A 12,450-nucleotide genomic window follows, 5' to 3' on the forward strand; every position below is an offset into this window, starting at 1 on the left:
GCGGACCTGTCCTCGGCACAGCACATGGGAAGCCGTGCCCCGCCGCCATCCGATGCCTGCCGTGCACGAACTCGTTAGTGCGGTTGCACCATGCTCTTCTGAATCACTCTGTTGCTGACCCGGAGAGCCCGCCGCAGAGGGGCAGCCGAGGACGTTGGCAGTTCACCGCTCTCCAATGCACACGCGTGAAGAAGACCGCGCGCATGCCTTTCCTTCTCGGGGGACACCAGAGTAACGAAGCGGGCGTTCGCCAGACACTCGCGGGCGGCGTACCCGTCGGCGGAGTTGATGGTTCGGCTGTACAGCTCCGCGACGACACAGTGCGTCGCGTGGCTGTCGGGTTGGTCGCAGAGGTCCAGAACGGTCAGCCCGAGCCGAGTGTCGAAGACGGTCATGCCGATCTCGGGCTCGCGCTGTATGTAGGTGTCCGCCAGTTCGACGAGCAGTCCGTCGACGGGGCGGTGTACGGCTCGGTGACACATCACTGTCAGGCAGGAGGTGATGGCATTCTCCCAGGACTCCCCGGGAGCCGTCTGGGCGACGAGGCTGAGGGCGTGGTCGGGGTCGCTGCCAAGGGCGGCGAGTACGGCGACCTGTCGACCGTCCAGCATCCGCAGTCCGATGCCGTTGTGCTTTTCGATGTGGGCCAGGGCTTCGTTCCAGCGGCCGGCGGCGGTGAGGGTGCGGGTGCCGTCGGCCAGGATCACCCGCCACAGCCAGGCGCGTACCTCGTCGCGGTCGGCATCGCTGGTGGTCAGGTCTGCGGGGATGTGGACGCCCTCGAACTGGGCGGCGGTGGCGTTGCTGACGGCGTCGAAGAGGGCGAGGAGGCGGTGGCGGCCGTCGTCGATGTTGCCGGCGCGGATCTGGAGGCGGGCGAGGTTGACCACCGGTTCGAGGGCCCGAATGGCGGTCATGCCGGGGAGGGGCGCGGCGTGGAGGTAGGCGGCGGCGTGCTGGTGGCACCATTCCCGTGCGAATTCGGGGAGGCCGAGGTCGGAGGCGAGGAGCGCCGCCTGGTTGTAGACCGCAGACGCCAGTCCCTGGTCCGCCTTCACTTCGGCGGTGGTGGAGAGTTCGACCAGGGCACGGATGCGCTGGGGCAGTGGCAGGCAGGCGGGGCGGAAGCGGGAGATAAGGGGGAAGCGCCGGGCTTTGGGGTCATACGGGTCCATGGGGTCTCCCTGAGAGGGAACGGTACGAGTAGGCGCGACGGGGCCCGCCGCCCAGTGGCGGGCCCCGCACCGCGGTCTACTGCCAGGTGACGAGGACGCGGTTTAGCGGCGTGTTGAGGACGAACACGCCGGGCCGCTGCTCGACCGGGGGTGCGTTGAGCGGAAGGAGCTCGAACGTGGCTTCCCGGCCGCAGTACTCGCGGTCCCAGGTACGGATGGCGTCGGCCACCTTGGAGGTCAGCTCGTCGCTGCCGGGGCCGTGGCCGATGACGCCGAACTCCCAGAGCTTGCCGCCGTCGGGTGTCTTCTCGTCCAGCAGGCGCCGGGCCAGGTAGGTGAGCGCGCCCTTGTCCACGGCGGCCGTGGCCGACGGGTAGGGGTCTTCGGTGAGGACGGTGCCCTTGGCGGCCTGCGGGAACAGCATCCGGATCAGGCCGGAGGGCACGGAGCAGGAGACGAACAGCTCCATCCACTCCGGGCTCTCCATGGCGCGGACCTTCATCCCAGTCCACTCCTCGACACGGGGCTGCTCCAAGACGCCGGCGAGGGCGTCGGCGTCGATCTGCTGTCCGGCGGGGGCTTGGAGGCGCACGTTGCTCTGCGGGGAGAGGGGAATGACGCGGCGGTCGTCGTCGGCGATGCCGCGTCGCAGCGGCATGAAGGTGTTCATCTGTGAGCCGGACGAGATCCAGCGGCCATCGCGCTCCTCGTAGACGATGGAGCGCGAGACGCTGCCCTTGAGCCGCTGCGGGGTGACGAGCCGGCCGCCGGGGGCGAGCTGGTCGAGCCAGGGGCGGGGGATGCCGTGTGCGCCGACCGTGGCGATGATCCGGTCGTACGGTGCTCCCTCGGCGTGTCCGAGGGCTCCGTCGCGGGTCAGGGCCTCGACGTTGATGAATCCGGCGTTGGCGAGGCGGGCGCGGGCGCCTTCGACCAGGTCGTCGTCGACGTCGAGGGTGGTGACGTGCCCGCCGGGGCCGACGAGGTGGCCGATCAGGGCGGCGTTGTAGCCGGTGCCGGCGCCGAGTTCGAGGATGCGCTCGCCGGGCTGGGCCTGGAGCTGGTCCAGCATGAGAGCGACGACGCTGGGCTGGGAGGCGCAGGAGATCGACGTGCCGTCGGAGTCGTACTTGATGTTCACCGGCGCGTTGGCGTAGGCGTCGGGGAGCGGCGCGTCGGGGACGAACCGGTGCCTCGGGACGGTACGCAGGGCGTTTTCGACCTCGGGGGTTCGGGCGTGGCCCTCGGCCTTGATTTGGTCGACCAGGGCGTTGCGCAGGCGCGTGGCCTCGGCGTCGGGTGTGGTGAGCGTGTCGGTGTTCACCGCGCTGACGCTATCGGCGGCGGAGCTGTTCGCCCGGGTGGACGCGGTGTTGTCACTCGATCCCATGACTACCTCTCGTGCGATGTGGAACAGGGTGTGCTGATCTGCGGAGGGCAGGCCGGCGCGGTTGGCGTGAAAGATCACGTGGTGGGCGATGACGGCGCGCAGGCCGCGAGTCAACTCGCCCTGGGCGGCCAGGTAGGCGAGGGTTGTGCCCACCCGTTCGAACGCGGCGATCCACTCCGCGTGGCCGTCGAGCGGACCGCCCGCGCGGCACAGGCTTCGCGCCTCGGTGGACATCAGCTTTCGCATCGCCGGCAGGAGGGCAGCGGGCCGTTCGGGGGCTGGCCCGCCGGGGAGGGGGCGCAGTTCAGCGGCCTTGCTCCACACGTCGGCTTGCTCGAACCAGTCGAGGTTTGCGGCGCGCATCATGCTGCTCAGCAGCAGGATGCTCTCCTCGGCCCGTCCCAGGCGCCCGGGGCCTAGTTGGTGGGTGAGGAGGTGGTGGCTGTCCTCGTGGAAGAGGTGGTGCGCGGCCGTCATGGCGGACTGGCCCCCGAAGGCGTCTGTCTCCGGCTCGTAGATCCCGGTCGTCCAGGAGCTCGCGATGCCATCGGCGACCAGGTCGTCCAGCAGCGTCTCTACGGCAGGTGCGGGGCGTTCGGCCAGGTATCGGAGCGGCCAGGGCTGCTTGTTCATGAACCACCAGCCGCTGAGTTGCTGGTCGGTTTCCGCCTCGCGCATCGTGGGGGCGAGGCGTTCGGCGATGGCGGCTCGTGCCCTCTCCCGGTCGGGGAAGGTGATCTGGTGCTGGTGCCAGTGGTCGGCGGGCATCCGGGTCCTCTCGGGGTCAGGCGATGAGCAGGAAGGCATCCCAGCTGGTGTGGGGCGGCGTGGTGCTGGAAGCGGCGAGGGCTCCCAGCGCGATGCCGGCGGCGCCGTCCAGGAGACCGGGACCGGCGGGGCCGTTCACGAGGGCTGAGCTCGCTTCCTCGGGGCCTGCGTCTGGCGGCAGCAGCGTGGAGAGCAGGGCGGGCAGGGCGGCGCGGAGCTGTGTGGCGGTCTCGGGGGTGGCGTCGGCGGCCGTACGAGCGGCGAGGTGGGCGAGCCCGGCGAAGCCGTGGCAGAGACCGGCGTCCGTGGTGGCCCGCAGTTGTGCAGGGTCGGTGAGGGCGTCCAGGAGGGCATCCTCGGCGGCCGCCCGCCGGGAGGGGTCCCCGAGTGCCAGGGCGGTGAGCTGCTGGGCGCGCGCCAGACCTGCGGCGCCGTAGCACCAGGAGGGGCGCCGGGGCACCGTGGGGGTGAGCCGACCGGTGCGTAGCTCGTCGCGGGTGACCCAGTACGGCCATGTCCGGCCCTGCGGGGTGTTCCTCTCCCAGCGGTCGAGCCACGACAGGATGGCGCGCATGGCCTCGTGGTGGCCGTTCACGGTGGCGCCGCGGCAGGCGGAGAGCGCGAGCAGGGCCAGGACGGAACCGATGCCGTGGGCCATGCCGGTGTTGCCGTGGCCACCGGGGAAGCGATCGTTCCGCCGCCCGGAGGGCCCGGTGAGCGTCCACCATCCCGGGAGGACGTCCCCGTCGTGGGTGAGCGGTTCGACCAGGCGCACGCAGTAGTCGAGGACCGAGCGCAGCACCGGGCCTTCGGGGTCGCGGCGCAGGAGGTAGCGGCCGAAGCCAGCCAGGCCGCGGATGGCGTCGAACTCGGCAAGCTTCGGGAGCTGGCCGGCGTCGATCCTGCGGTACGCGGCGTCCAGGCGCACACGGACGTCGGCGAGCACCTGCCTGTCCAGCAGGTCGAGATCGCGCTTGTAGGCGCCGGGCAGGCCTTCGGCAGCGCAGGCCAGGACATGAGCGAGTGCGGGAGCACCGTAGAAGGGGTGGCTGTCAGCGCCGCTGGTGAACGGCCGATGGGCGGCGGCCGCCAGCCAGTCGTGGGCGCGCTGCCAGGGACCGAGGCTGCGCGCGGCCCGTTCGATGTGGAGCAGGGCGATGCCGATCGGGCCGAGAGCCAGATGCTGCCGGGTGCCCTCGACGGTCGTTGCGGCAGGTGCGGTCTCGGGGTGGGCGAGGAGGTCCGCGATGCCCGTGGATAGTGCCAGAGACGTGGGGTCATTCACTACGGCCTCCCTGACCGCGCCTTGAAGGCCAGAGCGGCAGCGCGGGCGAGGTAGAGACAGATCTCCTCCTCGGGGAAGTTCACCGCGACGTGCCTTACGAAGTGGGTGTGCAGGAGCGAGGTCAGGGCATCGTCCAGAGCGACGCCTTCGGTGTGCGGGCCCGGCAGATGGGCCCGGTATGCGGCAAGAGCGGTGGCGCGGTCGGCCCATCCCGCTACGATCGCCTCGCCGCCGGGGACGGCGCGGAGCGCCGCCCAGTCGTCGCGCGGGTCGGCGAGGCGGACGGCTTCGGCGAACTGGGGCCGGGGGACCGGAGCCGGCGCCTGGTGCGGGATGTGGTCGATCAGCCAGCGCGCGCCGGCCTGCGGGCTGCCGAGGAACGCCGAGGTGATCGCGAGCGTGTGCGCGGCCACCAGCGTGCGCTGCTGTGGGCGCCGGGGCTGGAGGAGCTGGGCGGCCACGGCGCGCGAGTCCGCCTGGAACACCTTCTCGGCGGCGTCCCACGCCGGCCCGGAACCCCAGCGGCCCATCTCCCGGTAGGAGGTGGGGTATCGCAGGTCCGCCAGCAGTCCGGCCGCCTGCAGTTCGGCGGCCCAGGTGCTCACCGTACGGGCGGTGTCGGCGAAATCGTCCGGGTCCGTCAACGCGATGCGCAGCCGGAGGTGCTGGTCGGGGTCGCGGAAGCGGACGAACCACCACGGCGGCGCGCCGAGTCGGCGGATAAGGTCGGGGACATGCGAGGCCAGGATGGCGTCCTGACGGCGCAGGTCCCCGTACAGGGAGGCCAGCAGCACCGAGCACGTTCCTGGCATCTGCGTCTGGGCGGGTGTGAGCGTGCGGGCCGGGCTGGGCTGGGGCAGTGGCGGCCACGCGGTGGGTCGGGTCGCCTTGAGGGGGACGATGATGTCGTGGGCCCGCCCCTGGCTCCAGCCGTATGCCTCCGGTCGGGGCGCCTCGATGAGCACCGCGGAGGACGTGCGGTCGAGATGTCGGCGCAGCAGGCTCCGGTGGGAGGGCTGGGCGAGATCGAGGGGGAGCTGCCGGTCGTCCTGAACGATCTGTACGTGCTTGGGCAGGCGCCAGCGGTTGCGCCACCCGGCAAGGGCGAGGCTCCATTCTGCGGTGGAACGGTCCCGGCCGGGCAGGTCGGCCGCGTCCAGCCGCCACCGGGCCGGGGCGATCACGGTTCGGCCGTAGCGCAGGCGCGGGAGGAACGGCATGGCCGCGGCGGCGCCCCAGTCGAAGACCGTGACCTGGGCGCACTGGGCACGGGAGATCTCGGTGAGCAGCCGGGCCAGGGGCGGGGTGTGCTCGGTGAGGTTCAGCGCGTGCATCCCCACCGCCTCGATACGGCGGCCGAGAACGGGGGCGGCCAGGTACATTCGGCGGCCGTCGCAGCCCACCGCGAGATCGGTCGGGGTGAGCACGCCGGGAGCGGGTTCCCGGTGCTCCTGCAGGCTGATGAGGAGCGGCAGGACGCGAGGAGTCCGGGTGACGTGCGCGGTGTCGGGCAGGAGTGGAGGAAAGGAGAGCTGGGCGGGATCGGTACCGGCATCGGCCGTGGGCAGATCGGCCAGTTCTGCGCACAGCGCCTCGCGTGCGGAGGGATCAAGGACGCTGGCGAAGCGGCCGGCACCCACCCCGACGCCACGGGACACGCTCATGACCTCCAAGGTGAATCGGCCACTTCGCACCTCCTCGACGCTTGTCGCGTGCAGTCGCACGCCGACCTCCAGGTGCGGCGGCACCCTCGATTCCTCAGGCCCTACGTCCAGGGCGGTCACCAGCTCGTCGGTCAGCACCACCTCGTCGCGTCCATCCAGCGCGGCGGTCTGGGCGAGCCCGATCAGCACGTCGTCGCGAGGGGAGACACGCCGGCGGCGGGCACCCGCCGGGGAGCCCGGGTACCCGCCGGGGTATCCGATCCCGCTGTCGGCGACGACGTCGAGCAACGACACCATCGTGCCGATGCCGTAACGCTCGTAAAACCGCTGGTGATACTCCCCCCACCCCTGGGTTCCGTACGGGCGGGCGCTGAGACGCGTGAGCACGGTCGCGGCACGCTCGACTTCGCGCGCCACCTCACCCGGAATTTGAAGCTGCGCATCGAGGCGGAGGTCGAGAGCCAGGGGGTGACGGCGAAGGCCCGGCACCATCTCCCGCATCAGTTCCGCTACCGCTTCACGGTCGGCCGCCGAGTTGCACTGCCGCAGCCCCGCATGGACAGCGCGCAGGTCCCGGATCGTCTGGGTCAATAAAGCGAGGGCATCGCCCTGGGCCTCGTCGAGCTGCGCAAGGACGTGCGCCAGGGCATCGGTCTCGGTGGCCGGCGCCTGGAGGTTGGTGATGAGCGCGTCTCGCCGGATGAGCCCTGCCAGTAGCCCGTGTACCCGCTCGGGCATCACGCCGGGGAACTCCGCCTCAAGCTTCTCGGCCAGGGCCTCGAACCTGATCGGCGCTTCCGCTGCGGCGAGGACACTGCGTACCGGGGCAGACAGCTCGATCGCCGCCTCCACCGCCCGGCGCCGGCCGGGCCGCCCGTCGTGCTGGTACGGGACGATCAGGTGGCCGTCCCGTACGAAGGCCGTGCTGTTGACCACGACGGACAGGAGCGGCAGCAGCTCCCCGCTCTTCTCCAGCTGCTCGACCAGCCGGGACAGCCACTCGGCGCCGGCTCGCGCGACGACCACATGGTCCTCGCCCCAGACGGCATCCGTCCGATCGCCGAAGGTGGCGGTGGTGACGCCGGCGAACAGACCGAACGGGGTGGGCCTGCGCCCTGCTCGAAGGAGATAGCGGGCCAGGGAGAGCCCGATGCGCCGTACCTCGCGCCCGGAAGGCGCCGTAGACGTGCACAGTGCCTCGACCTGGGCCCCCAGGTCCGGGCTGGCGTGCCGCACGGCCTCGGCCAGAGCGGACTCGCTCCAGACGGTGCGCACCCAGGCGAGACGGTCAGCCGTGGTCTCTTGCTCCCCGGCAGCGGTGAGGGAACGGTCGTCGAAGCTCGGGAAGAAGAGCTCGGCCATGGCCGGCCGCGCGACGGCGCGAACGACAGCGATCGCGCTCGCCCGGAATGCCGGTGGTGCGGTCACGGGTACCTCCTTGAGCCGGACAGGGGAAGGGGCGGCTGGGGCCGCCACGCCATCGACGTGACGGCCTCAGCCAGTCAGGCCGGGCGGCCAGATTCAGGCCGGGCGGCAGTGGATCAGGCGACACCCGTGGTGCAGGCGCCGCAGGTGCTGCCGCAGTTGTCGTCGGTCAGGTTGGTCAGCCCGGCGGCGTCGGACACCTCCAGCAGGCCGACGTTCAGGGTGAACCCGTCCTCCTGGGGTGCGGCCTCCTGGGCCTGGGTGGTGCTCTGGGCGACGTTGCGCGTCATGACAACTTCTCCTTTTCAGGCGACTGTTCGGACTTGCAGTTGCTGCCAGGGTTCTGACCGGCGGAGCGGAGACGAAGGGCTACGCGGCCGCTCAGGACCTGGCTGACCCGACGCGGAGTCGCGTCGGGAAGCTCTGGCTCCTAGCTGGAGTTCGGTAAGACGATCGCGGGCGGCGATGCACGGGGGATGGTGGTCGTGTCGATCTCGTAGTCGACGAGCTCACGCACGAGCTGTTACACCACCATCTGGTGGACACACGGGTCGCTGAGCAACGCGAAGTGCTGGTCGAGCAGGATGTGGCCGGACTGGGAATAGAGGGTGCCGCGCACCCCGACGAGCGGGGCCTCGCGGACCCGCAGGACGGTGGCGGCCCCGCGCAAGGGCACGCAGCTGGAGAGTGCGCGGCCGGCATCCGTCACGCACATCGGAGGAACCGTCGTCCGAATCGGCTCCCCTCGGTGGGCGGTCAGCACGTCGGGCCGCGTGTTGAGGACCCACAGGGTGCCCTGGTCGTCGGTGTCGGGTGCCTGGCCGCAACCTGCGCACCGCATCGGTTCGGACATGGTGTGGATCTGGCGTGGAGAGTGGTGGTCGCCCCAGATCACGGGGCCCGTACGGTGGCCACTCCACCGCTCGATCAGGAGGCCTGTGGCCGTCGTACCCGATCCGGCCGTCGCCGTCGAAGACGACTTCGATCGCGGCCGGAAGCTCACCGTCACGCGGAGCCACGAAGACGTCGCCGCGTACCGTCACGACGTGTGCCTCTCGTCCGTGGTGGCCACGGCGACGGGCTCGGTGTCCGACGGTGTGCGCGAGCGCACCCTGCCGCGGGCGACGCGCTCACCGGCCACGACGAGGACCGCGATGGCGATAGCGACCGCGGCGGTGAGCACACTCTCGAAGAGCGACATGTGCAGTTTCCTCGGTGTCTGAGAAGTGGTGGGGAACGAGGTTGGAGTCCAATTCGGCGCCGCTGCCATTCCCTGAGGCGGGTCGCCTGGCGGTGCCGTACTGGAGAGTGGGACCCGCCCCCGGGCTACGCGTACGGTCCACGCGGGGAGCACGGCCCGGCAGCAGACCGAGAGCGGGAGTGAGGAGGGGCTGTGTCGGTCACGTCCAACGCAGCCAGCAGGTCAGCGGCCGCCATCGCCAGATGCCGCAGGTGTGCGCGATCGGTGATGAAGTCGCCGACGGGGATCCCGCGCTGCTTTCTGACCGCCTCGGCGAGAGCGACGACGTCCGCGATGTCCGGGTACGGCGGCAGCCATTCGCGCCTCTTGGCGATGGTGATCAGGCGGGCGACCGTCCGGTCCAGACACGTGATGGCACGGCTAACCTCGGCCACCTCGCGAGATGTCGGTCCCGGGGAGCGGCGGTGCATGAATCCGAGTAGCCTGCGCCCCCGCCGCCTAACGATTAGATTCACCGGGCCAGACGGTGCACCGAGAACCGCGTCCAGGTCATTCGCCAAGTCCTCGTCATGGACGAAACGAGTCTCCAGCGAGGTGATGACGTCTCGCGCCCCAGCAGCGAATGCGGTCGGTGTTAATCCCGTGCTCATGCCGCCACCGATCCGCTATCCGCCGGCTCGTACCGAAGGACGCACCAGGTCATCCCGGAGGCGATGCCCCACGTGTCCGCCAGCGCGGCCACAAGGAACATCCCGCGCCCGGACTCATCCTCCAGGCCGGCCTCCCGGACGACCGCTCGCTCCTTGCTCTCGGTAGAGACCGTGATCGCGACCCGGCCGTTCGCCGCCAGAGCGCGGAGAGAGACCTCGCCACGACCGTGGGTCACGGCGTTGGTGACCAGCTCCGAGACAAGAAGAACCACGTCGTCAACCGTCTGATCGGGAACACCCGACGTCCGCAGGAAGATTGCCGCCGACTGGCGGATGCCCGACACCCGCTCCGGCGCCGGGAGGAACGTCGCCTGGAAGGTACTGGGCATCGTGGGCAGAGCATCGCGAGGGTTTGTTCCCTGGCGATCGTCCTGCGCCGAAGCCACCGTCGCCGCGCGAGTCGCGGCCTTGGAGCTATCCATGTCCCCGCCGGGCGGGGGTGCCTCCTGGAGCCTGGTCATGTCCCCTATCGCATCGCGATGGGAAGGCATCCACCAGGGGAAACTAACGGGGGAAAAATCTGTCAAGGGGGGAAATTGAAGGGGGAGATGGGGCCATGATTGGCTTCCACCCCCGAACAGAGGTCACACTCATGCGAGTAGATCCGTTTGCCTTACGGCTCCGTCAGCTCCGCAAGAAGGCTGGCCTGACCCAGGACCAGGAGGCTGATGCGATCAACGCGGCCTCTGGCCGACCCACTGTGACCCGCCGCGAGATCAGCCGCTGGGAGCAGTCCGAGAACATCCCTACGAACCACACGCTCGGACACATAGCGGTGGTCTGCGGTGTCCCCTTCGATGAGTTACAGCGGGAGGCCAAGGCCGCCCGTGCTCGGCGGAGGAAGGCACGCCGCCATGACGAAGAGGATCCGGATGACATGAAGCGCCGCACAGTGCTGGAGGGCGCCCTCATCGGCGCGAGCGCGGCTGCCGAACCCTGGCAGCGGCTGGCCGCTGTTCTCGAGCGAGGAAGCAGAGTCGACGAGGCGTCCGCGGCCACTCTGATCGACCGTGCCGCCGATCTGCATCTCCAGGAGCTCAACCTGAGCCCACGCCACCTCCAGTACAAGGTCGAAACGCACCTCGACGCGATCACTGCGGTCCTCTCCCAAGCTGGTCGGCACGAACGCGCCCTCACCATCGCCGCCGGAGAAACAGCGGCTCTCGCCGGCTGGGTAGCGTGGGACCTGGGTGAGCACGCGAAGGCGGACGCCTACTACAAGGTCACCGAGAAGTGCGCGACAACTGCTGGCCACCCGCCACTGCGTGCCCTGGCACTCGCGTATGCCAGCTACGGCGATCACGCTCCCGTGAACAAGCTGAGGTACTTGGGGCAAGCAGCTCAAGATGTACGGGGCCGCGGCAACGCCGCTGCCGCCGCGTGGGTACACGGGAGATACGCCGAAGAGGCGGCACAGCTCGGCGATGACACCCAGGCCCTCCATGCCTTGGAACGGGCTAAGTTCGCCTACGATTTCGCGGACCACACCAGCGAACAGGCGTGGGTCCGCTTCGTAACCCCTTACCGAATGGATTCGCTGGCCCTCTCGGTGTACGGCCAGCTGCAGCGGTCGGAGCTGACCACCACGGCGGACGGCGCACTCGCCCGGCTAGGGGATGACCTGCCAGACGGCGGTGTCGTCGTCCTCGGCGACCTCGCCATGGCTCTACTACGCGGAGGCGACGTGGACCAAGCTGTTGACGTGGCTCGGAAGTTCGCGGCCGCCGCCCAAGCCAAGTCCACCACGATGGGCAGGGAACGCGCACTCGCCATCGCAGGATCGCTCCCCAGCGATCAACGGGATCTGGCCCACCACCTGCGACAACTCGCGGCCTGAGCCCTCGGGCCTCCGGCACGCCGACAGGCCCAGGGCTCGAACCTCACTCGTCAGGCCGGCGTGGTCTCCTCGACCACCCAGGACAGGTACGCCTCCGACCCACCGCTCACGGGGAGGGTGATCCACTCCGGGACCTCGTACGAGTGCTTCTCGGCCACCCACACGGCCAGCTCGGGGAGCCGATTCGTCGTCGTCTTGTACGAGATACGCCACTCCTGAGCGGTCTCGATGCTGCCCTTCCAGCGGTAGACCGCGGTGAAGGCCGGGTCGATGTGCGCACAGGCAGCCACTCGAGCCTCAACGGCCCCCAGCGCCAGGGCCTTCGCCTTCTCCTCGTCGTCGATGGTCGTCTGCGCGATCACGATCTCGGTCGCCATGCGGCTGCTCCTCCTTGGACGGTATGCCTCGACCCTACCCATGCGGTCAGGGACACGGTCGGCCTCGGCCAAGGCTTCAAAGACTTCACCTTGGCCGAGGCCGACCTCGTTGCTGAGCTAAGGCAGGAGGAACACGAGAGCTGGTAGGGAAACCGCCATACGCGAAGGCACCCTTCATTCCCTCGCGCCAGATGTCTTCACAGCGCGTCAGCACGGCGTCGGTCATAGCCTTGCGCCGGTATTTCTTGATGAAGACCAAGCGAGCGTGCAGGTTATAGACGACTCGACGGTTGTGCGTACGTCGGGATTTGGGTTCCAGCGTGGTGGCATGAACCAAATATGTATGCTGATCGCTATGCAACTCAGATACGGGTTCCGTCTGTACCCGAGCGCTGGTCAGGGTCGTTCGCTGGCCGGGGCGTTCGGGTGCGCTCGGGTGGTCTTCAACGACGCGCTTCGCGCCCGTGAGGACGCCCGTGAGGCTGGGCTGGCGTTCGTCACCTCCGGCGAGCTGTCCAAGCGACTCACGGCGTCGAAGAAGACGCCGGAGCGGGTTTGGCTCGGTGAGGTGTCGTCGGTGATCCTCCAGCAGTCCCTTCGTGACCTGGACACCGCCTA

11 protein-coding genes are annotated in these 12,450 nt (G+C 69.7%); 2 read left to right on the forward strand and 9 right to left on the reverse strand.

The window, feature by feature from the left end; translation table 11 throughout:
• Positions 1–74: 74 nt before the first annotated feature.
• From ACIGXE_RS33950 to ACIGXE_RS33985, 8 genes are all read right to left on the reverse strand, one after another.
• Positions 75–1,175, reverse strand: coding sequence for a hypothetical protein (locus ACIGXE_RS33950; RefSeq protein ID WP_399753662.1), 1,101 nt, complete (start codon positions 1,173–1,175; stop codon positions 75–77).
• A gap of 76 nt (positions 1,176–1,251) precedes the next feature.
• Positions 1,252–3,333, reverse strand: coding sequence for a methyltransferase, FxLD system (fxlM, locus tag ACIGXE_RS33955; protein WP_399753664.1), 2,082 nt, complete (start codon positions 3,331–3,333; stop codon positions 1,252–1,254).
• Between the two features lie 16 nt (positions 3,334–3,349).
• Positions 3,350–4,618 (reverse strand): lanthionine synthetase C family protein, encoded by a 1,269-nt coding sequence (locus ACIGXE_RS33960; protein WP_399753666.1) that lies wholly within the window; start codon positions 4,616–4,618, stop codon positions 3,350–3,352.
• Positions 4,618–7,644, reverse strand: a complete 3,027-nt coding sequence (locus ACIGXE_RS33965; protein ID WP_399753679.1) for a lantibiotic dehydratase — start codon at positions 7,642–7,644, stop codon at positions 4,618–4,620. The genes ACIGXE_RS33960 and ACIGXE_RS33965 overlap by 1 nt, the downstream gene beginning before the upstream one ends.
• 179 nt (positions 7,645–7,823) lie before the next feature.
• Positions 7,824–7,997: an FxLD family lanthipeptide gene (locus ACIGXE_RS33970; protein WP_399753668.1), complete on the reverse strand. Its 174-nt coding sequence runs from the start codon at positions 7,995–7,997 to the stop codon at positions 7,824–7,826.
• 233 nt (positions 7,998–8,230) lie between these two features.
• Positions 8,231–8,560 (reverse strand): hypothetical protein, encoded by a 330-nt coding sequence (locus ACIGXE_RS33975; protein WP_399753670.1) that lies wholly within the window; start codon positions 8,558–8,560, stop codon positions 8,231–8,233.
• Between the two features lie 186 nt (positions 8,561–8,746).
• Positions 8,747–8,908: a hypothetical protein gene (locus tag ACIGXE_RS33980; protein ID WP_399753672.1), complete on the reverse strand. Its 162-nt coding sequence runs from the start codon at positions 8,906–8,908 to the stop codon at positions 8,747–8,749.
• Between the two features lie 646 nt (positions 8,909–9,554).
• Positions 9,555–10,079: an ATP-binding protein gene (locus tag ACIGXE_RS33985; RefSeq protein ID WP_399753673.1), complete on the reverse strand. Its 525-nt coding sequence runs from the start codon at positions 10,077–10,079 to the stop codon at positions 9,555–9,557.
• A 95-nt stretch (positions 10,080–10,174) separates the two neighbouring features.
• Between ACIGXE_RS33985 and ACIGXE_RS33990 the strand changes: the two genes are divergently transcribed.
• Entirely contained in the window at positions 10,175–11,455 is a 1,281-nt protein-coding gene (locus ACIGXE_RS33990; RefSeq protein WP_399753675.1) for a helix-turn-helix transcriptional regulator, read from the forward strand.
• Positions 11,456–11,505: 50 nt separating this feature from the next.
• Here the strand turns inward: ACIGXE_RS33990 and cutA are convergent, their stop codons facing one another.
• Positions 11,506–11,832, reverse strand: a complete 327-nt coding sequence (gene cutA / locus ACIGXE_RS33995) for a divalent-cation tolerance protein CutA (protein WP_399753677.1) — start codon at positions 11,830–11,832, stop codon at positions 11,506–11,508.
• Between the two features lie 355 nt (positions 11,833–12,187).
• Here cutA and ACIGXE_RS34000 point away from each other — a divergent pair.
• Positions 12,188–12,450: helix-turn-helix domain-containing protein (locus ACIGXE_RS34000; protein ID WP_399753681.1), on the forward strand; the 263-nt coding region annotated here is incomplete at its 3' end.

The organism is Streptomyces sp. NPDC053431 (genome assembly GCF_044544925.1).
In the GTDB taxonomy this organism is placed as follows: domain Bacteria; phylum Actinomycetota; class Actinomycetes; order Streptomycetales; family Streptomycetaceae; genus Streptomyces.

Coding starts and splice junctions, on each gene's coding strand:
- ACIGXE_RS33950 (WP_399753662.1), bottom strand. CDS start 1,175: ATGGACCCGTATGACCCCAAAGCCCGGCGCTTCCCCCTTATCTCCCGC.
- fxlM (WP_399753664.1), bottom strand. CDS start 3,333: ATGCCCGCCGACCACTGGCACCAGCACCAGATCACCTTCCCCGACCGG.
- ACIGXE_RS33965 (WP_399753679.1), bottom strand. CDS start 7,644: ATGGCCGAGCTCTTCTTCCCGAGCTTCGACGACCGTTCCCTCACCGCT.
- ACIGXE_RS33970 (WP_399753668.1), bottom strand. CDS start 7,997: ATGACGCGCAACGTCGCCCAGAGCACCACCCAGGCCCAGGAGGCCGCA.
- ACIGXE_RS33975 (WP_399753670.1), bottom strand. CDS start 8,560: ATGTCCGAACCGATGCGGTGCGCAGGTTGCGGCCAGGCACCCGACACC.
- ACIGXE_RS33980 (WP_399753672.1), bottom strand. CDS start 8,908: ATGTCGCTCTTCGAGAGTGTGCTCACCGCCGCGGTCGCTATCGCCATC.
- ACIGXE_RS33985 (WP_399753673.1), bottom strand. CDS start 10,079: ATGACCAGGCTCCAGGAGGCACCCCCGCCCGGCGGGGACATGGATAGC.
- ACIGXE_RS33990 (WP_399753675.1), top strand. CDS start 10,175: ATGATTGGCTTCCACCCCCGAACAGAGGTCACACTCATGCGAGTAGAT.
- cutA (WP_399753677.1), bottom strand. CDS start 11,832: ATGGCGACCGAGATCGTGATCGCGCAGACGACCATCGACGACGAGGAG.